This is a genomic window from Sphingobium sp. IP1 (assembly GCF_002708645.1).
Taxonomy (GTDB): domain Bacteria; phylum Pseudomonadota; class Alphaproteobacteria; order Sphingomonadales; family Sphingomonadaceae; genus Sphingobium; species Sphingobium yanoikuyae.
Genome location: NZ_NOIW01000095.1, coordinates 1 through 20,790, shown reverse-complemented (window position 1 = coordinate 20,790; position 20,790 = coordinate 1). Strand labels below are relative to the sequence as shown.

Annotated in this window: 19 protein-coding genes; 12 read left to right on the top strand and 7 right to left on the bottom strand. The window is 67.1% G+C overall.

The annotated features are described in order from the left end of the window. The 5 genes from CG471_RS23415 to CG471_RS23395 form a co-directional block, all read left to right on the top strand. The coding region (locus CG471_RS23415; protein WP_099233937.1) for a sterol desaturase family protein at positions 1–659 on the top strand (659 nt) is incomplete at its 5' end. Then, the gene (locus tag CG471_RS23410) at positions 656–1,093 is read left to right on the top strand and encodes a DUF2141 domain-containing protein (protein WP_099233936.1); all 438 of its coding nucleotides are present in this window, start codon (positions 656–658) and stop codon (positions 1,091–1,093) included. The genes CG471_RS23415 and CG471_RS23410, both read left to right, overlap by 4 nt. A 111-nt stretch (positions 1,094–1,204) precedes the next feature. Continuing rightward, positions 1,205–2,116, top strand: coding sequence for a tetratricopeptide repeat protein (locus tag CG471_RS23405; RefSeq protein WP_099233935.1), 912 nt, complete (start codon positions 1,205–1,207; stop codon positions 2,114–2,116). A 15-nt stretch (positions 2,117–2,131) separates the two neighbouring features. After that, a complete protein-coding gene (locus CG471_RS23400; RefSeq protein ID WP_099233934.1) occupies positions 2,132–2,743 on the top strand; it encodes an LON peptidase substrate-binding domain-containing protein in 612 nt (203 codons plus the stop codon). An 8-nt stretch (positions 2,744–2,751) separates the two neighbouring features. Further along, on the top strand, positions 2,752–2,937 hold the full coding sequence (locus CG471_RS23395; RefSeq protein WP_257211665.1) for a Trm112 family protein: 186 nt from the start codon (positions 2,752–2,754) through the stop codon (positions 2,935–2,937). A gap of 21 nt (positions 2,938–2,958) precedes the next feature. Here CG471_RS23395 and CG471_RS23390 read toward each other — a convergent pair whose 3' ends face one another. From CG471_RS23390 to CG471_RS23375, 4 genes are read right to left on the bottom strand one after another with little or no spacing between them, the layout of a single operon-like run. Further along, positions 2,959–4,482: a Ppx/GppA family phosphatase gene (locus CG471_RS23390; RefSeq protein WP_026108968.1), complete on the bottom strand. Its 1,524-nt coding sequence runs from the start codon at positions 4,480–4,482 to the stop codon at positions 2,959–2,961. Positions 4,483–4,489: 7 nt separating this feature from the next. Then, on the bottom strand, positions 4,490–6,628 hold the full coding sequence (locus CG471_RS23385) for an RNA degradosome polyphosphate kinase (protein WP_099233932.1): 2,139 nt from the start codon (positions 6,626–6,628) through the stop codon (positions 4,490–4,492). 3 nt (positions 6,629–6,631) lie between these two features. After that, positions 6,632–7,264, bottom strand: coding sequence for a hypothetical protein (locus CG471_RS23380; RefSeq protein WP_004211120.1), 633 nt, complete (start codon positions 7,262–7,264; stop codon positions 6,632–6,634). After that, positions 7,261–8,556 (bottom strand): hypothetical protein, encoded by a 1,296-nt coding sequence (locus tag CG471_RS23375; RefSeq protein WP_099233931.1) that lies wholly within the window; start codon positions 8,554–8,556, stop codon positions 7,261–7,263. Before CG471_RS23375 ends, CG471_RS23380 begins: the two co-directional genes overlap by 4 nt. A gap of 173 nt (positions 8,557–8,729) precedes the next feature. Here CG471_RS23375 and purM point away from each other — a divergent pair, with 173 nt between their 5' ends. From purM to CG471_RS23360, 3 genes are all read left to right on the top strand, one after another. Further along, positions 8,730–9,824: a phosphoribosylformylglycinamidine cyclo-ligase gene (gene purM, locus CG471_RS23370; RefSeq protein ID WP_037510193.1), complete on the top strand. Its 1,095-nt coding sequence runs from the start codon at positions 8,730–8,732 to the stop codon at positions 9,822–9,824. A 116-nt stretch (positions 9,825–9,940) separates the two neighbouring features. Then, positions 9,941–10,891, top strand: a complete 951-nt coding sequence (gene purN / locus CG471_RS23365; RefSeq protein WP_099233930.1) for a phosphoribosylglycinamide formyltransferase — start codon at positions 9,941–9,943, stop codon at positions 10,889–10,891. Positions 10,892–11,092: 201 nt separating this feature from the next. Then, on the top strand, positions 11,093–11,884 hold the full coding sequence (locus tag CG471_RS23360) for a MipA/OmpV family protein (protein ID WP_099233929.1): 792 nt from the start codon (positions 11,093–11,095) through the stop codon (positions 11,882–11,884). Positions 11,885–11,905: 21 nt separating this feature from the next. On the opposite strand, the gene CG471_RS23355 is transcribed toward CG471_RS23360, so the two are convergent. After that, entirely contained in the window at positions 11,906–12,202 is a 297-nt protein-coding gene (locus tag CG471_RS23355) for an RNA-binding S4 domain-containing protein (RefSeq protein ID WP_037510259.1), read from the bottom strand. A 19-nt stretch (positions 12,203–12,221) separates the two neighbouring features. Next, entirely contained in the window at positions 12,222–15,206 is a 2,985-nt protein-coding gene (locus CG471_RS23350; RefSeq protein WP_099233928.1) for a helicase-related protein, read from the bottom strand. 285 nt (positions 15,207–15,491) lie between these two features. Between CG471_RS23350 and CG471_RS23345 the strand changes: the two genes are divergently transcribed. The 3 genes from CG471_RS23345 (at position 15,492) to CG471_RS23335 (ending at position 18,276) form a co-directional block, all read left to right on the top strand. Next, positions 15,492–16,976, top strand: a complete 1,485-nt coding sequence (locus tag CG471_RS23345; protein ID WP_257211664.1) for a M23 family metallopeptidase — start codon at positions 15,492–15,494, stop codon at positions 16,974–16,976. A gap of 40 nt (positions 16,977–17,016) precedes the next feature. Further along, positions 17,017–17,808: a nucleotidyltransferase family protein gene (locus tag CG471_RS23340; protein WP_099233926.1), complete on the top strand. Its 792-nt coding sequence runs from the start codon at positions 17,017–17,019 to the stop codon at positions 17,806–17,808. A 105-nt stretch (positions 17,809–17,913) separates the two neighbouring features. Next, the gene (locus tag CG471_RS23335) at positions 17,914–18,276 is read left to right on the top strand and encodes a hypothetical protein (RefSeq protein ID WP_099233925.1); all 363 of its coding nucleotides are present in this window, start codon (positions 17,914–17,916) and stop codon (positions 18,274–18,276) included. A gap of 95 nt (positions 18,277–18,371) precedes the next feature. On the opposite strand, the gene CG471_RS23330 is transcribed toward CG471_RS23335, so the two are convergent. After that, positions 18,372–19,718 (bottom strand): lipopolysaccharide biosynthesis protein, encoded by a 1,347-nt coding sequence (locus CG471_RS23330; protein WP_099233924.1) that lies wholly within the window; start codon positions 19,716–19,718, stop codon positions 18,372–18,374. A 126-nt stretch (positions 19,719–19,844) separates the two neighbouring features. Here CG471_RS23330 and CG471_RS23325 point away from each other — a divergent pair, with 126 nt between their 5' ends. Beyond that, positions 19,845–20,615: a sugar phosphate nucleotidyltransferase gene (locus CG471_RS23325; RefSeq protein WP_017503263.1), complete on the top strand. Its 771-nt coding sequence runs from the start codon at positions 19,845–19,847 to the stop codon at positions 20,613–20,615. The last annotated feature ends 175 nt before the right edge of the window (positions 20,616–20,790 follow it).

The window sequence follows — 20,790 nt, the reverse complement described above, 5'->3', positions numbered from 1 at the left end:
GGGGCGGTTTTGCGGGGGCGACAGGGCGGCGGCAGCCGGGCCTCTATCGCGGGCAGGGGCGACAGATCGGGCGGGAGATTGGCTGGTCGCTGGCGTCCGCGGCGATCTATGGCATCCCCGCCGGTATCGTCGCCTGGGGCTGGCAGGCGCGGGGGTGGACGCGCATCTATGAGGATATCGGCAGCTACCCGCTCTGGTATCTGCCGATGTCGGTGCTGCTCTATCTCGCCGCGCATGACACATGGTTCTACTGGACGCACCGGTGGATGCACGCACCCCGGCTGTTCCGCATCGCCCATGCGGTGCATCATGCCAGCCGGCCACCAACCGCCTGGGCAGCGATGAGCTTTCACCCGTGGGAGGCGCTGACCGGGGCGGTGGTGATCCCGGCTTTGGTCTTCCTGATCCCGATCCATGTCGGCGCGCTGGGCGTGGTGCTGTCGATCATGACGATCATGGGCGTGTCCAACCATATGGGGTGGGAGATGTTTCCGCGCTGGATGGTGCGCGGGCCGATCGGCCGCTGGCTGATTACCGCCAGCCATCATCAGCGGCATCATGAACAATATCGGTGCAATTATGGCCTTTATTTTCGCGTCTGGGACCGGCTGTGCGGCACCGACCGGGGGCTGGGTGATTTCAGGGAGAAGCAGGTGTGATCGGTCGGGTGCTATTTGCGGTGGTGGCGATGGCAGGGCTGGCGGGGGCGGCGCCGGTGGACCTGGCCCAGCCGATCAGCATGACGGCCGAGGGGCTGCGATCGGCCAAGGGGCGCATCCTGATCTGCGTGGCGCGATCGGCCGATTATTTCCCCGATTGCAGCAAGGATCCCGACAAGCGCCACCTGATCGTGGCGACGACGGGCAATGCCATCCCGCTCGGCAATCTGGCGCCGGGCGACTATGCGATCGCGATCATCCATGACGAAAATGGCAATGGCAAGCTGGATACCTTTGCCGGCATTCCGCGCGAAGGGGTGGGCTTTTCGCGCAATCCGGTGCTGCGCTTTGGCGCGCCCAGCTTCCGGTCGGCCGAGTTCGTAGTGAGCGGCGCGCCGGTGCGGCAGGCGATCCGGCTCAAATATTTCCTGTAACGATGCGGGCGGCCGCGACCTTGTCGGCCAACTCTGGCAGGGGTGGGGGTGACGCCCCACATAAGGCGCTGTATGACGGCGGCGACTAACCGCATTGCAGGAGAATGAAGCGTGGCGACCCTGGGACTGAGCGAGGCCGACAAGGCGGCCGTGGAGGCGTTTCGCCAGGATGTGGTGGAGCCTTCGCGCACGAGCCTGGTGATCGTCGACTTCTGGGCCGAATGGTGCGGCCCGTGCAAGCAGCTGGCGCCGGTGATCGAGAAGGTGTGCGCCGACTATGCCAGCAAGGGCGTCAAGCTGGTGAAGGTGAATGTCGATGAAAATGGCTTCATCGCCAGCCAGTTCCGCGTCCAGTCGATCCCGACCGTCTATGCCGTGTTCCAGGGCCAGCCGGTCGCGGACCTGAGCCAGGCGCGGACCGAGGGGCAGTTGAAGCAGTATCTCGACCAGCTGCTGAGCCAGTTGCCGATCGAATCGGACGAGAAGGCGCAGGCGCAGGAGATCGCGCCGCTGATCGCGATGGGTGAGGAGATGCTGGCCGGCGGCGAGGCGGAGCGCGCCTTGTCGGTGTTCCAGCAGATTGCCGACATCGCGCCGGACAATGCCGAAGTGCTGAGCGGCCTGCTGCGCGCGCTGGTGGCGCTGGGGCAGCTGGACGAGGCCGATGCGCTGTTCGCCGAACTGCCCGCCGAGATGCAGAAGGACCAGGCAATCGAGCGCGCCAAGGCGGCGCTGGCGCTGGCCCGCAATGCCAGGCCCGTGGCCGACCTGTCGGGGGTCGAGGCGCGGCTGGCGGCCGATGCCGACGATCATGAAGCGCGCTTCGAGCTGGCGACCGGGCTGATGGGCAATGGCGACCGCGATGGCGCGGCCGAGCAGCTGCTGGAGATCGTGCGCCGCGACCGGGCCTGGAATGATGGCGCCGCGCGCACCCAGCTGCTGACCCTGTTCGAGGCGGTCGGGCTGGAAGATCCGTGGGTGGCGGCGCAGCGCCGCAAGCTGTCGCAGATCCTGTTTTCGTAAAGGATCGGTGAGCCGGTGAACCGCGCGCGTATCTCGATCTTTCCCTTGTCCGGCGCGCTGCTGCTGCCGGGCATGGAGCTGCCGCTGCATATCTTCGAGCCGCGCTATCGCGCGCTGGTACAGGATGCGTCCGCGCGCGACCGGCGCATCGGCATGATCCAGCCGCGCAGCGAGGGGCAGAAGCCGCCGCTGTTCGACGTCGGCTGCCTGGGGCGGATCAGCCATATCGAGGCGCTGGACGATGGCCGGTTCAACATCATCCTGACTGGCCTTGCTCGGTTCCGGCTGGTGCGCGAGCTGGAGGTGTCGACGCTGTTCCGCCAGATCGAGGCGGAGGTCGAGCAGGCGCCGGAGGATGAGGTGCTGCATCTGGTCGAGCGGGCGGCGCTGGAGCAGGAATCGCGCCGCTTTGCCGATGCGCTGGGCTATGCGGTCGACTGGACGGCGGTGTCGCGGCTGGACGACACGGCGCTGGTCAACGGCATCGCCCAGATCGCGCCGTTCGACCCGGCGGCCAAGCAGACCCTGCTGGAGGCCGATACGCTGAGCGAGCGGGCCGACCGGATCATCCAGCTGATGCAGATCGTCGGTCGCGCCGAGCGCGACGGCGGCGCGACGATGCAATGAGCGAGATCATGAGCGAAGAGATGGCCCCGATCGATCCCTGGCTGTTGGCCAAGCTGGTCTGCCCGGCGACACGCACGCCGCTGCGCTGGGACGGCGCGCGCGAGGCGCTGGTGTCGGACGCGGCGGGCCTCGCCTATCCGGTGCGCGACGGCGTGCCGGTGCTGGTCGTGCGGGAAGCGATCGCCCTGTCCTGACCGGGCGCGGTCGGTGTCGGCCTAGCCCTGCCCGCCGAGCAACTGATATTTGAGGCCCATGGCCTGGGCGAGGTTGCGCAGCCGGCGTTCGACAGCTTCGCCGTAGAGATCGGCGTCCTCGTCGCGCAGGTGGAGGTCGATGCGGTCGCCATGCCGTTCCAGATGGGAAATGGCGAGCGGGCCTTCGACGCCGCCCGACAGGCGCTGGGCCAGGCGGATGGCGAGGCCCCAGAGCGCGGCGCGGCGCAGCGCGTCCGGGCTGGCCATGCGGTCGAGGTTGGGCAGCGTGCCGACATCGCCGCCGAAATGGGTGTGCAGCGCCTGGCCCAGCATCGCCCGCTCGGCGGCGGTGATGCCGACCCAGTTGCTGTGCAGGGCGATTTCGACGCCGCGTTCGGCGCGGAAATCGGGATTGGCGCGCCAGCTGACATCGGCCAACAGGCAGGCGGCGCGGCGGATGCGGCGAGCCCCCTTGTCATCGTCGGGGAAGAGCGGCGCGATCCAGCGGTCGATACGGTCGCCATGGCCGCGGAAGCGGGCCTGCGCCTCGCCCTCCGCCTCGGCCGCGACCAGCAGCGGGTCATGAGCGCGGATATCGTCGGGCAGATTTTCGTAGAGCAGCCCTTCGCGCAGGCCATAGGCCGACACGATCATCCGGCTGGACTTGAGCTGGCGCACGACGACCGACAGCAGCGCGGCGGCATCCGGCAGGGTCGGCACACGCGATCCGGTCATCGCCGGGATCTGCTTCAGCCGGCCCTTGTCGACATGGGAGATGATGCGGGTGAGCTGTTCGGCGCGGGCCGCGCTCATCTCATATTGATGCACCACCGGCAGCGGGAAATGGGTAAGCTGCATGTCGAAGCGGGCGAGCGAGCGCCAGGAGCCGCCGACAAGGTAGAATGGCAGGTCCGGCTCCGCCTGCCAGCCGGCCTTTTCCAGCATCTTGGCGACGCAGCGATCGAGCGCGCGCGGCCCCTTGGCCCGGATCTGCGGCAGGCGCAGCACGCCCAGCGGCAGCGAGATGGTCTGTTCGACCGCGCCCTTGCGCACGCGCGCCAGTTCTAGGCTGCCGCCGCCCAGGTCGCCGACAATGCCGTCGGCATCGGGAATGCCCGACAGCACGCCCATGGCCGCGCCGATCGCCTCCTGCGCGCCCGACAGCAGTTCGACGGTCAGGCCCATCGCCTTTGCACGGGTGATGAATTCGGCGCCATTGGTGGCGTCGCGGACGGCGGCCGTCGCCACGCAGCGTATGTCGGTGACGCGCATGTCGCGGCACAGATGGGCGAAGCGGCCGATGGCGCGCAGGCCGCGCTCCATCGCCTCCGGTTCGATCGCACCGGTCTTGGCCAGCGAGGCGCCCAGGCCCGCCATCACCTTTTCATTGAACAGGATGAAGGGGATGCGGCGCGGCCCGTCATAGACGACCAGGCGGACGCTGTTGGAGCCGATGTCGATGATCGCCGAGCGCGCGGTGGCGGGTTCGGGCGAGGTCGCCATGGTCTCCGCCATGGCGCGCACGCGGCTGAGCATCGAGTTCATGGCGCGATCAGGCCCGGCCACGCAGGCGCAGGGTCGGCACTGCACCATGCTCCTGCGCTGCGCCACGCCCGGACAGCGACGGGTTGGTCATGAAATAACGGTGCAGGTTGAACGGCCGGTCGCCCGGCTCCAGCCGGGTATAATGGCCGTCGCGGTCCAGCACCCAGCTCTGTTCGGTGTCGATCAGATTGGCGACCATCACCTGATCCAGAATCTGGTCATGGACGGTGGGATTTTCGACCGGCGCGAGGAATTCGACGCGGCGGTCGAAGTTGCGCGGCATCCAGTCGGCCGAGCTGATATAGACCTTCGCGCCATTATTGGGCAGTGCCTTGCCATTGCCGAAGACGGTGATGCGGCTATGTTCCAGGAAGCGGCCGACGACCGACTTGACCCGGATATTTTCCGACATGCCCGGCACGCCGGGGCGCAGGCAACAGATGCCGCGCACGATCAGGTCGATCTGCACCCCGGCATTGCTGGCGGCATAGAGCTTCTCGATGATCGCCGGGTCGACCAGGCTGTTCATCTTGGCCCAGATGGTGCCGGGGCGGCCGGCGCGGACATGGTCGATCTCCGCATCGATGCAGGCGCACAAAGTGTCGCGCAGGTCGCGGGGCGACATGACCAGCTTTTCCAGCCGCTGCGGTTCGACATAGCCGGTGATGTAGTTGAACAAAGCGGCGGCATCGCGGCTATAGGCCGGATCGGCGGTGAAGAAGCTGAGATCGGTATAGATGCGCGCGGTGATCGGGTGGTAGTTGCCGGTGCCGAAATGGCAATAGCTGCGGAACTGATCGCCCTCGCGCCGCACCACCATCGACACCTTGGCATGCGTCTTCCAGTCGATGAAGCCATAGACGACCTGGACGCCCGCGCGTTCCAGCGCGTCGGCCCACATCAGATTCTGTTCCTCGTCGAAGCGCGCCTTCAACTCGACCACCGCGGTCACCGACTTGCCGGCCTCGGCCGCGTCGATCAGGGCGCGGATGATCGCCGACTGCTTGCCCGCGCGGTAGAGGGTCTGCTTGATCGCGACCACGTCCGGGTCGGACGCGGCCTGCTTCAGGAAGGAGATGACGACGTCGAACGCCTCATAGGGGTGATGGACGACGATGTCCTTGGCGCGGATCGCGGCGAAACAGTCGCCGCCATATTCGCGGATGCGCTCGGGGAAGCGGGGGGCATAGGGTTCGAACTTGAGGTCCGGGCGGTCGGCGTCGACGATGCCGGACAGGTCACCGATGCCGATGAAGCCCTCCACCTCGACCACGATCGCTTCATGGCCCTGGAGCATGTCCTGAAGCATTTCCTCGACCGGTTCGGGGATGCGTTCCTCTATCTCCATGCGGATCACGCGGCCGCGGCGGCGGCGCTTGATGGCGCTGCGGAAATAGCGGACCAGATCCTCCGCCTCTTCCTCGATCTCGATGTCGCTGTCGCGGATGATGCGGAACACGCCGCTGTTGCGGACGCGATAGCCGGGGAAGAGATCGGCCGAGAAGCGGCGGATCACCGCCTCCAGCGCCATGTAGCGCATCGGTTCGCCCGGAATGCGCACGAAGCGGGCGAGCGAGGAGGGGATCATCACCAGTTCGCGGATCGGCTGCTTGTCCGATAGCCGTTCGAGGTCGAAGACGATCGACAGCCCCTGATTGGGGATGAAGGGGAAGGGATGCGCCGGGTCCAGCGCCTGGGGCGTCAGGATCGGGAAGATCTGGGTCAGGAAATGTTCGCGCAGCCATTGCGCGCAGCCGGCATCCATTTCCGCGGACGGACCGATCACCTCTATGCCGACCTGCACCAGCTCGCCATGCAGCGCGCCCCAGACCTTCTGCTGGGCGCGCATCAGGCTGGCCGTGGTCTCGGTGATCGCGCCGAGCTGCTGCGCCGGGGTCAGGCCGTCGGCCGACCGCAGATCGACATCCTGCAACTGCTGCCCTTTGAGGCCGGCAACGCGAACGGAGAAGAATTCGTCGAGATTGGCACCCGAAATCGACAGGAAGCGGAGCCGTTCGAGCAGCGGGTGGGCCCGGTTCATCGCCTCTTCCAGCACCCGCTGGTTGAAGGCCAGCCAGGAAAGCTCGCGGTTGAAATAGCGCTCGCCCGCGGGCGAAAGGCTGGCGATGGGATCGGCTTCGGCCACGGATTACTCGCGCTGGTCGTTGGTGGGATCGGGCGGGACTATAGGCAAGATTCCTGCAGATTGCAGGGCCTCTTTCGCCAGTGCGACCGAAATCTTACGTCCAGATGACAGCGATGCCTCATCCAGCAGCGCCGTCACCGCCGCAATCGCGCCATAGCTGCGCTCTATCCGCCGAAGCAGCCAGGGCGCAAGGTCCGGCGCGAAGCTGGCGCCCGACGCGCCCAGCCGCCGTTCGATCAGCGCCAGCGCCAGCGCCTCGTCCGGTTCCTCGATCGCGACATGGGGCGATCCGGCCAGCCGCGATCGCAGGTCGGGCAGCGCCACCGTCCAGCGCAGTGGCGAGGTGCGGCCGATCATCAGCAGCGGGCGATGCTCGGTCTGCGCCTCGTTCCAGGCATGGAACAGCATATGCTCGTCCTGCCCCTCGGCATCGTCGATCACGCTGCCGCCGCTCATCGCGACGAACTGGCGGCCCAGCGCCGAACGGCCCGACAAGGGCGGGCCGGTCAGCACGGTCACGGACACAGGCCAGTCGCGCCAGCGTTCCAGATGGGCAACGGCCAGTTGATTGGCCTCGCTCACCAGAAACTCCTCGCCCTGGCCCTGCCATTCGAAGGGCAGGCTGATCTGGCTCATGGCTGTCCTGCGGGCGCCTGCCGGCGCGAGATGCGCATGGTGTTGCCCGATACCGCCACGCTGTAGCCGCGGGCCTGCAATCCGGTGCGCAGCGCATCGGCCGTGCCCTCGAAGCTGACCTGCATCACCGACGTGCCGCCCAGCGCCAGGCTGCTGGTCGCGGCCGAGCGGACGCCCGGAATGCTACGCAAGGCCGATTCGCCAGCGGTGACCGATCCGACGTCGGGCGTGTCGAACTGGATCGCGAAGCTGGTAACGCTGGCGCCAGCAGTGGGCAGCGGCATGTCGACCGCCTCGATCGGCGCCTCGGTCGCATTCTCGATCGCCAGCGCGCTGGGGTCGACCGGTTCCTCGATGATCAGCGACGGATCGGGCCGCAGGCGGCCGTCATTGAGCGCGCGGATATAAAGCTCGTCGACCCGGCGTGCGCCCTCATCCAGCATCTGCGGGATGCCGCTGTCGTTCGACGCGCGCAGCGCGAAGCTGCCGATCAGGCTGTTGTCCGGGCCATAGCGGGCGGTGAAATTGGCCGTCACCGGGCCGCCGGGCCATTGCCGGTCGAGCCGCACCATCGGGATCACCACATCGGCGGCGCCATATTGGTCGAGCAGCACGCGCCACCACAGGCGGCCGCGCCGCCCGGTCTGGCCGGCGTTGAGCAATACCGGGTCGGCGACCGAGCCCGCGACGCGGACATAGTCGATCGCACTGTCGCCGGTGCGATAACGGGCCCAGGCCTTCTGCCATTCATTGACCCGTTCATAGGATACGGCGGAGCCGCCATCCCACATGACCGGGATCACCAGCAGCGGCGGCGAGCGCATCACATTGCCGGAAACGCCCAGCAACTGGCCGGTGCGCGCGCGGTCGAACAGGATGCCGAGCGTCGCGACATAGCGACCGGGGCCGGCCTGTTCATACTCGACCTCGATGCCCGAGATCATGGCTTCGAGCTGCGAATCGGACAGGCTGGGCACGCCGGTGCCGCCATGGGTGCGGGTCCACAGCATCTTCCACGCCTGCCGCTGGGCCAGCCGCCAGCCGGCATAGCGGGCCGCATCGGCGCTGCCGGCCTGGACGTCGACCTTCACGCCACGCACCTCATAATCGCCGCCGCTGGCTATCGGCGGGACGCCGCGTTCGCCCTCCATCTGGGCGAACAGCGCAGCGCCGACCAGGCCGATTCCCACCGCGCCGACGATCTGCGCCGGGCGGGAAAGGGCGTGGAGAGCAAGCGCTGGCGGGAACGACAGGCGCCGCAAGGTCTTGGGAAGAGTCTTGGCAAGGATCACGGGCGTCCTTTTGGCGAGATTTGCCCCGCATGCCAAGCGCGAACCTGCACGACCTTTCCCGTTCGGGCTGAGCGAAGCGATGCCCTTCGACTTCGCTCAGGGCGAACGGGATATGGAAGCAATGGCCGCGCAAAACTCGACATCGGACCGTTTCGAACGTAGAGCGCAGCCTCATGAGCGACAACGAATCCTACAGCTACGCCAAGGCTGGCGTCGACATCGCCGCGGGCAACGCCCTTGTCCGTGCCATCGCCCCCCTGGCCAAGGCCACCCGTCGCCCCGGCGCGGATGCCGAACTGGGCGGTTTCGGCGGCTTTTTCGACCTGAAGGCGGCGGGCTATGACGACCCGTTGCTGGTCGCGGCCAATGATGGCGTGGGCACCAAGCTGAAGCTGGCGATCGACCATGATCGCCATGACGGCGTGGGCATCGACCTCGTTGCCATGTGCGCCAACGACCTGATCGTGCAGGGCGCCGAGCCGCTCTTCTTCCTCGACTATTATGCCACCGGCAAGCTGGAGTCGGGCGTCGCCGAACGCGTCATCGCCGGCATTGCCGAGGGCTGCCGCCAGGCCGGCTGCGCGCTGATCGGTGGCGAGACCGCCGAAATGCCCGGCATGTACAGCGACGGCGACTATGACCTGGCCGGCTTCTGCGTCGGCGCGGTGGAACGCTCCAAGGCGCTGACCGGCAACAAGGTGAAGGCCGGCGACGTCCTCATTGGCCTCGCCTCCTCGGGCGTCCACTCCAACGGTTTCTCGCTGGTTCGTCGTCTCGCCGCCGACAAGGGCTGGAAGCTCGATCGCCCGGCGCTGTTCGACAATGAAGTGCTGCTGATCGACGCGCTGATGGCGCCGACCAAAATCTATGTGAAGAGCCTGCTGCCGCTGGTTCGCGCCGGCATGATCAATGCGCTTGCCCACATCACCGGCGGCGGCCTGCTGGAAAATATCCCGCGCGTGCTGCCCGAAGGCACCCATGCCACGGTCGATGCCGACGCCTGGGAACAGCCGCGCCTGATGGCCTTCCTCCAGGCCCAGGGCAATATCGAGCCGGAAGAAATGGCGCGCACCTTCAACTGCGGCATCGGCATGATCCTGGCGGTGGACGAGGCGCATGTTGTGGGCGTCACCCAGGCGCTGGAGGATGCGGGCGAAACCGTGTTCCGCGTCGGCACCGTCAGCGAAGGCGACAAGGGCTGCACCGTCAAGGGCAGCGCCGAAACCTGGAGCGCAAAGGCCGACTGGTCGGCCACGCATCTGGGCTGACAAGCACCACCAATCCCCCTCCCGCCTGCGGGAGGGGTTAGGGGAGGGTTTTCCAAGGGATCGCCTTTAAGACAGGCCCTCCCCCGGCCCCTCCCGCCAGCGGGAGGGGAGACCCCATGACCAAAGCAAAGATCGGCGTCCTGATTTCCGGCCGTGGCTCGAACATGGCGGCCCTGCTCTATGCGGCGAAGGCGCAGGACTGTCCGTTCGAGATCGTGCTGGTCGCCGCCAATGATCCGGAAGCCCCCGGCCTGGCCCTTGCCGCGGCCGAGGGCATCGCCACCTTCGGCCAGAGCCACAAGGGGCTAAAGCGCGCCGAGTTCGACGCGGTGATCGATGCGCAATTGCGTGCCGCGGGCGTCCAATATGTCGCGCTCGCCGGCTATATGCGGCTTCTGTCGCCCGAATTCGTGTCCGGCTGGGAAGACCGGATGCTCAACATCCATCCCAGCCTGCTGCCCAAATATAAGGGCCTCGACACCCATCAGCGCGCGATCGACGCGGGCGACAGCCATGCCGGCTGCTCCGTCCATATCGTCACCGCCGAACTGGACGATGGCCCGGTGCTGGGCCAGACCCCGGTGGCGATCCTGCCCGGCGACACGGCCGACAGTCTGGCCGGGCGCATCCTGATCGCCGAACATCAGCTCTATTCGCGCACGCTCGCCGATTTCGTCACCCGTGAGCGCCAGCCCGACTGGCTGCTGAACAAGGTGCGCGAGGCCGCGCTGGCACTGCCGCAGGCGGACGAGATCGTGTCGCACGGCATGCCCTGCTTCGGCATCGTGAAGGGCAAGAAATTCGCCTATTTCACCCGCGACCATCATGGCGACGGCATCATTGCCGTGCTGGTGAAGACCACCGCGCCCGAGGAACAGGCAACCCTGATCGAGGCCGATCCGGACCGCTATTACCGCCCCGCCTATTTCGGCAATGACTGGGTCGGCATTCGCCTCGACCTCGGCGATACCGACTGGGACCATATTAGCGAACGGCTCCACGCCAGCTGGCGCCAGATCGCGCCGCGCAAGCTGCTGGGCCTGATGGATATCGCCGACCAGTTCTGACCATCTGGTCGATGGGCCGAGCAAATATGCAGGATGAGTTGTGATCTTCCTGCGTCGGGCCGATGCTGGACATTGTCGGGAAACATTGTGCTGTATTTACAGTATATTGCCTAGAAATTACTGTGCCGGGCCATGGATGCCCGTGCGCCGGCATGGGGGCTGGTCGATCTTCGGACGGCCGTTTCGACAGGGATTTGCATAATGAAATCGACGATGGTCCGATCGAGCATCGCGCTCCTCGCCATGGGCGCAGCTGCGCAGGTGGCAGTCAAGGCGCAGGATCTTACCAGTTCGCGCCAGTCGGTGGGGCAGCCGAGCAAGGACCGGATCGTCGTCGGCCTGGGTGCGGCGGTGACGCCGGTCTATCAGGGCGCCGACGATTATCGCGTGCTGCCGCTGCCCGCGATCGACATTGTCGAGGGGCGCTTCTTTGCCAATTTCCGCAATGGCGTGGGGCTCAATCTGGTCGATGACCGGGCGCTGACCATCGGTGCTGGCGTCACGCCGATGCCCGGCTATCGCCGGCGCGACGTGCCGACGGGTATCGATCGGCTGTCCTGGGGCGTGGGCGGGCGCATATTCGCCAATCTGACCGGCGGCGGCGTGGTGGCGACGCTGGGCGCGACGCAGGGCATTACCGGCAGCACCGGCGGCTTCATCGCTGACGCCAGCCTCTCCTATCCGGTCATCGTCAATCCCAAGCTCATCATCACCCCCTCGATCGCCACCAGCTTTGCCGACGGCAAGCATATGGACGGCTATTTCGGGGTGAATGCGCGGGAGGCGGCAGCGTCCGGACTGGCGCAATATCGCGGCAAGGCAGGGTTCAAGGATGTCTCGGCGCTGCTCAACATCGTCTATCGGCTCGACAGCCGCTGGAGCGTGACCGGATCGGTCGGGGCGACCAGTCTGCTCGGCCGGGTCAAGGACAGCCCGCTGGTCGAGCATGCGACGCGGCCGAACGGCTTTCTGGCGCTCGCCTACCGGTTCTGAACCAGGCGATCGGCGGCGGGTTTAGCTGCCGACCGTCAGTTCCTCATAGCAGGCCTGCGCCTCGGGCGCGGGGCCGCGCCGGCTGGGCAACTGGATCACACGGACGACGCGGACGCCGGCGGCGTGGGGAAAGGTGATGAGATCGCCGGCGCGCACCGGCGCATGGGACCGGTCGATGCGCCGGCCATTGAGGCGGATATGGCCGTCCTCGGCCAGCTTCTGCGCGGTCGATCGGCTTTTCGACAGGCGCGCGAACCACAGATATTTGTCGATGCGCAGGGACGGGCCGAGGCCCGTCCCTGGCCCCTTCCCTGGCATTGTCATGGCCCCCTTGGGGTCAGCCATTGCGCCCCAGCAGTTCGGCCAGGCCGGCGAAGGCATGGTTGCTGGTGGCGGCCTTGTGGCTGGCGGGGGTAGCGCGCGGCGCGCGATTATCGTCGCGGTCGCCACCCTTGCGCGGGCCGCGATCGCCGCCCTTGCCGCCACGGTTGTCGCCACGACCTTCGCCGCGATTGTCGCCCTTGCCGGCAAATTTGCCTTCGGGGCGCTGCTGCTGGTCGCGGCGGGGGCCGCGCGGGCCACGATCGCCCTGCGGGCGGCCCTTCTGCCGGCCCTTGAACACCCAGTTGGCGCCGGTGGCGGCGACGGGCGCATCGGCCGGGGTTTCGGTCGCCACTTCGACAGGTGCCTCTGCGTCCGCTTCGATGGGGGCCTCGGCAACGGTTTCCGCCGTTGCTTCAGGCGCAGCGTCGGTTGCTTCGACCACGTCCGTGCCTTCCACGGCGGGCGCGGCTCCGGCCGGTGCCTCGGCGACGGGCGCCGGGGTCGGCACCGGATCGATCGGGCGGAAGCCGGCGGCGCGCATCAGCTGCAGGAACGCCTCTTCGCTGAGGCCCAGCGACACGATCTGCGGGCTGAGCGCGCTGAACGGCTCATTCTTCGCGATCGTCTCATGCGCGGTGCGGGCCATCCGCTCGGCCATGTCGATGCGCAGCATCTGCGGACCGAAGCTGCGGAAGCCGGCGATGCGGGCGCCCATTTCCTGGGGCTTGTCGCCGGTCGGGATCAGGGTCAGGCCCGGCTGGGGCAGCGGCAGGCAGGGCTTGCCGATGCGGGCCGCCTGCAACGCCGCGCGCCAGCGCGCCGCGCCCGGCTTCAACAGGCCGGGATGATAGAGATCGAGCACGCCGATATCGATGCCGGCGCGGCGCAGCAGATGGCGCTGGTCCTTGTCGAGATGGCCGAGCGCCGAATCGAGGTCGAGTCGCGGCGCCACGCCGCCGGCATCGGCCAGCTGGGCGAAGACCGCGCGGACGACGGCGGGCACGGCCGGATCGGCAGCGCTTTCGCTCATCTTGACCAGCGGTAGCAGATGCTTCTGCTTCTGCGCCTCGAACCAGGTCGCCAGACGGGTCGTCACCTGCTTCTGCACATCCGGGCCCAGCGCGGCGAGCGCGCGATCGAGCCGGATTTCGGGCGCGAGCAGGCCTGCGCCCGCCATCAGCGTTGCGACCGGGGTTCCCTGCCAGGCGATGCCCGGCGTTTGTCCCGCATCGTCCATGAGCGCGAAATCCGTATCCGCAGCGCTCATCAATTCGTCAGCCTTCACTCGTAATACCTTTCCAAGGCGCCTTTCCGCCGCCGCCAGCAACAGCTTTCTGTCCTGGAGTCGCGTAGCGGGATCGACTGAGAAACGAAATCCGTCAAGTCGCCCGATCGTCTCGCCATCGACGCAGACCGTCCCATCCGGGTCGACCGTGACCGGCAGATTGCTCGCATTCTGTCCGATATCCCTTAGCAGAATAGAGGTGCGTCGGTCCACGAAACGCTGCGTCAGGGCCGCATGCAGCGCATCGGACAGCTTTTCTTCCAGCATGCGCGTGCGTTCCGCCATCTCCACCGGATTGGCCAGCCAGTCGGGACGATGGGCAATGTAGGACCAGGTGCGCGCGGCGGCGATCCGGCCCGACAAGGTGTCGATATCGCCCTGGACCGAATCGAGGCGGGCGATCTGCTGGGCGAACCAGTCGCGCGGGATATGGCCGCCAAAGCCCGAACCATTGCCGGCGATGAAACGCCAGATGCGCGCCACGGTGCGGGCATGATGTTCCGCGCCCAGCTTCTGGAAATCGGGCAGGCCACAGGCGGCCCAGAGCCGTTCGACATCGCGCTTGGAGCGGACGCGGGTCTGGACCTCCGGGTCTTCGGCCATGCGGCGCAGCACGGCGAGGTCGACCGCTTGCGGCGCGGCGCGCAGTTCCGGGCGATCGGGCCGCGCCTCCAGATCGATGATCAGATGATCGATGCTGTCAGTGCGCGGCGCGCCGTCGCGCCAGAAAAGCTGGTCGACGGAAGGGAAACGATGCGCCTCGATCGCCTCTATCTCTTCCGGCGTGAAGGCGGCGTCGCCATCCTCCGACCCCAGACTGCCGAAGGTGCCATCCTTGTGATGGCGCCCCGCGCGGCCGGCGATCTGCGCCATTTCGGCGACCGTCAGCCGGCGCGAGCGGCGACCATCGAACTTGCGCAGCGAGGCGAAGGCGACATGGGCGACGTCGAGATTGAGGCCCATGCCGATCGCGTCGGTGGCGACCAGATAATCGACGTCGCCATTCAGGAACATCTGCACCTGGGCGTTGCGGGTGCGGGGCGACAGCGCGCCCATGACGACGGCTGCGCCACCCCGGAAGCGGCGCAGCATTTCCGCCACGGCATAGACTTCCTCGGCCGAGAAGGCGACGATGGCGGAACGGCGGGGCAGGCGCGACAGCTTCTTGGCGCCGGCATAGCTAAGGGTGGAGAAGCGCGGCCGGCCGATGATCTCGACCTCCGGGACAAGGCTCTTGACTGTCTTCGCAATGCTGGCGGAACCCAGGATCATCGTTTCCTCCCGGCCGCGCGCGCGAAGGATGCGATCGGTGAAGATATGGCCACGCTCGGGATCGGCGCCCAGCTGTGCCTCGTCCAGCGCGACAAAGGCGAAATCGCTGAGGCCGCCGGTCATCGCAGCGGCTTCCCTGCCGGCCTTTTTTGCGTCGGCTCCGGCCTGCCGGCCTACGCCACTGATGGGCATGGATTCGGCGGTGCAGAGGAAATAGCGCGCGCCCGGCGGCACGATCTTTTCCTCGCCGGTGATGAGGGCGACCTGCTGCGCGCCCTTGATCGCGACGACGCGGTCATAGACTTCGCGCGCCAGCAGGCGCAGCGGAAAGCCCATCATGCCGCTCGAATGGCCGCACATGCGCTCGACGGCGAGATGGGTCTTGCCGGTATTGGTGGGGCCCAGCACAGCGGTGACGGGCGAACGGGCGAACTGGGCCATGATGGGGCCTATGTCGTGCAGGATGGCGGGCAGGGCAAGGACTTTGCGCGATCGGCCCGATGTTCCGTTGGTTAACGGAACTCTGCCCGGCCATGGGCACGTTTCGTCGCAGCGGCGCGGGTCATGGCGGCGTCTTAAATTGACTTTAACCCTGCGCGTTCACAAGGGTGCGGTCCGACGCATGGCGCGGGGACCATTGCGTTGGCGATGCGATAAAAAGCACCCCGGGGGTTGCGGCTTTTGTTCCAGGATAATCAGTCGGGTTTTCAGCAGGGTGGCGCGTCCATGTCGCTATGGCTGGCGGACAGTCTGCAGCGACCGGCGGCGCCGCGCGACTGGCGCACGCGCCTGCGCGACTGGGCGGAGGACGTCAATCTGGTCCCGGACCTGGGGCAGAATGTCGGCAGCCTTACCTGGTTCCGCGGCCTTGCCACCTGTTTTGGTCTGTGCGCCACCGCCCTCTATCTCTCGCCCGGTTTCCAGCCGGTGCCCGGCGCGCCCGAGCCCCTGCTGGCGCCCGCGCAATATGACGAGGTGCGCAGCCAGATGATCACGCCGCTGGCGCTGGGCGCGGACAGTGGCCGGCGGATGGGCGCGACCGATGCGGTGCAGCCGCTCAAGGAAACGCCCGAACGGCCGCAGATCGAACTCAATGCCCAGATCGGCAGCAGCGACACGCTGGCCCGCGCCTTGTCGCGTGCCGGCGTCAGCAGCGGCGATGTTGCGACCGTGACCAGCATGGTCGGCGGGGATATCGGCGCGGGGGTGAAGCCGGGCACCCGGCTCGATATCATCCTGGGCCGTCGTGCCAGCCGCACATCGCCCCGGCCGCTCGACAAGCTCAATTTCCGCGCGCGGCTCGACCTGGCGGTCGAACTCAACCGGGTCGGCGGCGTGCTGCAGGTGACGCGCGTGCCCATTCGCGTCGACAATACCCCGCTGCGCATCCAGGGCGTGGTCGGCGACAGCATCTATCGCTCGGCCCGCGCCGCTGGCGCGCCGCCCAAGGCGGTGCAGGCCTTCCTGCGGGTGATCGCCAAGCAGGTCGATCTGGGATCGATCGGCGCAGGCGACCGCTATGACATCATCACCGAATATCATCGCGCCGAAACCGGCGATGTCGAGGTGGGCGAGCTGCTCTATGCCGGTTTCCGCCGGGCGCGGGGCAAGGCGGTCGACATGCTGAAATGGACCAGCGACGGCCGCACCGAATGGTTCGAGGCATCGGGCGTGGGTGAAAAACGCGGCGTGCTGGGCGCGCCGGTGGATGGCGCCCGCATGACGTCGGGCTTCGGCATGCGCCGCCATCCGATCCTGGGCTATACCCGCATGCATGCCGGCATCGATTTCGGCGCGCGCTATGGATCGCCCATCTATGCCGTGACCGACGGCGTGGTCGCCTTTGCCGGCCGCCATGGCGGCCATGGCAATTATGTCCGCATTTCCCATGGCGGGGGGCTCGCCACCGGCTATGCCCATATGAGCCGGATCGCGGCGGTGCCGGGCCAGCGGGTGCGGCGCGGCCAGGTGATCGGCTATGTCGGCTCCAGCGGCCTGTCGACCGGTCCGCATCTTCATTATGAGCTGTATCGGGGTGGGCAGGTGGTCAATCCGCTGTCGGTGAAGTTCACCACGACGGCGCAACTGACCGGCAGCAATCTGGTCGCCTTCCGCGCGCGCCTGGCCCAGCTCAAGGGGCTGAAGGTCGGCACGCATGAGGTGGCGGCGACCGCGCCGACCGCGGGCGCACCGGCTGCTGCGGGGAAATAAGCGGCTTTGCGGCGGTGGCTCGCTCGGCTAACGAGCGGGCATGACATCCTCCGATCCCGCCACCATCACTGCGATCCTGCTGGCCGGCGCGCGGCCGATCGCCGATCCGCTCGCCACCGCTGCCGGCGTGCCGGTCAAGCCGCTGGTGCCGGTCGCGGGGGAGCCGATGATCAACCGCCCGGCACGCGCCTTGCTCGCCCATCCGGCGATCGGCCAGCTGGTGGTGCTGACGCAGAATCCCGAATATTTCGCCGATGATCCGGCCACCGCCTGGCTGGCCAGCGATCCGCGCGTGCGGTTCGAGCGCGGCGGCAAGGGCATTGCCTCGTCGCTGCTGGAGCTGATGGAGAAGGCGGACCTGCCTTTCCCGCTGCTGATGACGACGGCGGACCATGTGCTGCTCGACGCGGCGATGCTGGATCAGTTCGTGGCGGAGGCGACGGGCGCCGATATCGCCGTCGCCATGGTCGAGAAGACGACCCTGCTGGCCCATTATCCGCAGTCGCGCCGCACCTGGCTCAAATTCCGCGACGGCTGGTGGTCGGGCGCGAACATCTTCTGGTTCGGCAGCGCCAAAGCGCGCCCGGTGATCGCGCTGTGGCAGGATGTCGAGCAGGACCGGAAGAAGGGCTGGAAGATATTGTCCGCCTTCGGCCCGCTGGCGCTGGTCGGCGCGCTGCTGCGCATCCTGACCCTGCGCGGCGGCATTGCGCGGGTGGGGCGGCGTTTCGGCCTGACCGCGCGGCTGGTGGCGATGGACCAGGCGGAAGCCTGCATCGATGCCGACAAGCCCGACGACATCGTGCTGATCGAATCCATCCTCGCGCGCTAAGGGGCCGGGCGTCTCCCTATCGGGTTATTCCCGATGCCGCGCGCTGTGGCTGCATGCTAGAAACAATCGGACCCGGCAGATGGGCCCGATGAAGGGAGCACCCGCATGCGCAAGATTCTGCCCCTGGCGGCATTGTTGCCCGCCACCCTCGTCCTGATGGCACAGGCAGTGCCCGAAGCGGCGCCCCCGCCGCCGGCGCCGACCCCGGTCACTCCGGTCAGCAATGATGCCCGCGACGTATCGGTCGCCGCCTGCCTGAACGAAGCCAAGGCCCAGGGCGCGAAGAAGGGCGTGATCGACGTCACCCTGCGCGAGGTCGAGGATACCGACAAGAAAAGCGACAGCCGCGGCGCCGTGCGCGCGCTGGTCAATGTCGTGATCGACAAGGATGGCAAGCAGAAGACGGTCAAGAAGACGTTCAAGTGCAGCACCCAGAATGGGGTGGTAACCGCCTTCAAATATTATTGAATTTCCCTAGCCCGGTCTCATCAGGCTGAACCGGGCGCGGCACCAGTGCGTCGTTCCTCTCCCCCCTCGATCCAGGGATGGCGCGCTGGTGTCGCTCAGTTCGCGTCGGGCTTCGGCGGCAGCGTATCGCGCAGCGCCAGCGCATGGCGGGTGGCAAGTCCCATCATCAGGAAGCCGGCGATCGAGGCGACGATATTGGCGATCGCCGCGCCGATCGTGCCATTCATCGGCAGCAGCACCGCCTGCATCCCCAGCAGCAGCAGGGTGGAGGCAAAGGTGATGCGCAGCGACAGGCCGGCCCGGTCGGTCGCCATCAGCAGCGGGCGATAGCTGACGCCGACCAGGTCGATGCAGGCCGACACGCCCAGCAGCATCAGCAGCGGATAGGCGGGCAGGAATTCCTTGCCCGCGATCAGGCCCAGCAGCGGATGGCCGATGGTCAGGATCAGCGCGATGATGATGGCGCCGGCGATCAGCGCGAGCCGGTTGGTGCGGCGGAACAGGGAGCGCAGCGCATCCACGCCATGGCTGGACTGTGTGCGCGACAGTTCGACGAAGATGCTGCGCGAGAGCAGGCTGGAAATCTTGGTCAGAGACTGGGCGAGCTGGTTGGCGAGGCGATAGAGGCCCGCGCCCACCGGCCCGACGAACAGGCCGACGACCAGCACCGCGACCTGCTGTCCCATGGCGGACAGGCTGGTCTGCAGGTTGGTGGCGGTCAGGAAGCCGACGATGCCCGGATTTTCGTGGCGCGCATCGAGCGCCCGGCCGGCGGTCCAGTTGCCAAGCCGTCCCTTGCCTTCGCGCAGGGCGAGATACCAATAGGCCGCCGCGCACAGCAATTCGGCGGCGCCCCAGGCGATCAGGAAGCCGGTGATGCCGGGCATCAGCGCCAGGGCCAGGCCCGCGCCGATCATCCGTCCGACCGGGATCATGGTTTCGGCGACGGCGGCCGAATCGAACCGGTCGAACAGGCGCAATATGCCGGTGGGGGAGGAGCGGATGGTGATCATCATCACCATGCAGAACAGCCAGGCCTGAAGCCCCATGCCCGGCCCCAGTTGCAGCTGGTTGCCAAAGGCCAGGATGATGATCGCGGCGATCAGGCCGCCGGCCACGGCCGAGGCGAGGTCGATCAGGATGCAGAAGCGCAGCACCCGGTTGAGCGCATTGCCGTTGCCGTCCGCCAGATGCGGCTGGCCATAGCGCACGACGATCTGCCAGCTGTCGAAGGACACCAACGTCTTGATGACGTTGGCGGCGCTCAGCACCAGTGCGAAGCGGCCGAAATCGGCAACGCCCAGCGTGCGGGTGACGATGGCGAGATAGGCAAGGCTCAGCACCGCGCCCACGCCCTTGCCGCCCAGCAACCAGCCGGTATTGGCCAGGATACGGGCAAAGCCATCCTGTGCGCTGCTACCCTTTGCGCGCTTCAACTTCACCGGAACAGGAGCCTTTCGCGTGACACGCCGTTTGTTGCTGGCGGGCGTCTATCTAGGGAAGGGCGGCGCATTGCGCAAATGCGTCCTTCTCTTCCCTGCGCTGCGAAATCGCTCTAAAGCGCGGGCATGACCATCAAGAAAGCCATCATCCTCTCCGCCGGCCAGGGTTCGCGCCTGCTGCCGCTGACCCGTGACGTGCCCAAGTGCATGATCGACTTCAACGGCCGCACCCTGATCAGCTGGCAGATCGCCGCGCTGGTCGCCAATGGCGTGACCGACATCGTCGTCGTCACCGGCTTCCGCACCGAGCGGGTCGAGGATCATGCGCTGCAGCTTTATCGCGAGACCGGCGCGCGCATCCGCACGCTGTTCAATCCCTTCTTCCAGGTCGCCGACAATCTGGGCAGCTGCTGGATCGCGCGCGAGGAGATGGATCAGGACTTCATCATCCTGAACGGCGACACCATCGTGTCGGACGAGATCGTCGCGAAGCTGGTCTCGGGTGCCAAGGACGCGATCACCGTCACCGTCGATGTGAAGCCCGACGGCGACTATGACGATGACGACATGAAGGTGAACCGGGACGAGAGCGGTCGCCTGCACCATATCGGCAAGCGGCTGCTGCCGCCCGATACCAATGCCGAATCGATCGGCATGCTGGCGTTCGTGGGCGAAGGGCCGGCGATCTTCCGCAACCAGGTCGACCAGATGATGCGCACGCCCGAAGGCGTTGCCCGCTGGTATCTGCGCGCAATCGACATCATCGCCAAGGGCAACCGGGTCGGCACCGTGTCGATCGAGGGGCTGGAATGGCAGGAAGTCGACTTCCCGCAGGATGTCGATGCCGCCAACGCGCTCACCGAAAAATGGGTGGAAGAGGGCCGTTACGGGGCATGATGCCCCGGGTTGCGTAGCACTGCCAAATGGCCGGAATGGGTGGAAAGCGGACGGGCAGGTTCAGGTAGCTGGAATGGGTGGAAACAAGACATAGCCCCTCCCTTCTAGGGAGGGGTTGGGGTGGGTTGCGAGCGCAGCGAGCTTCTGCCCTATCGACCGTAGACCGCCGCTACGC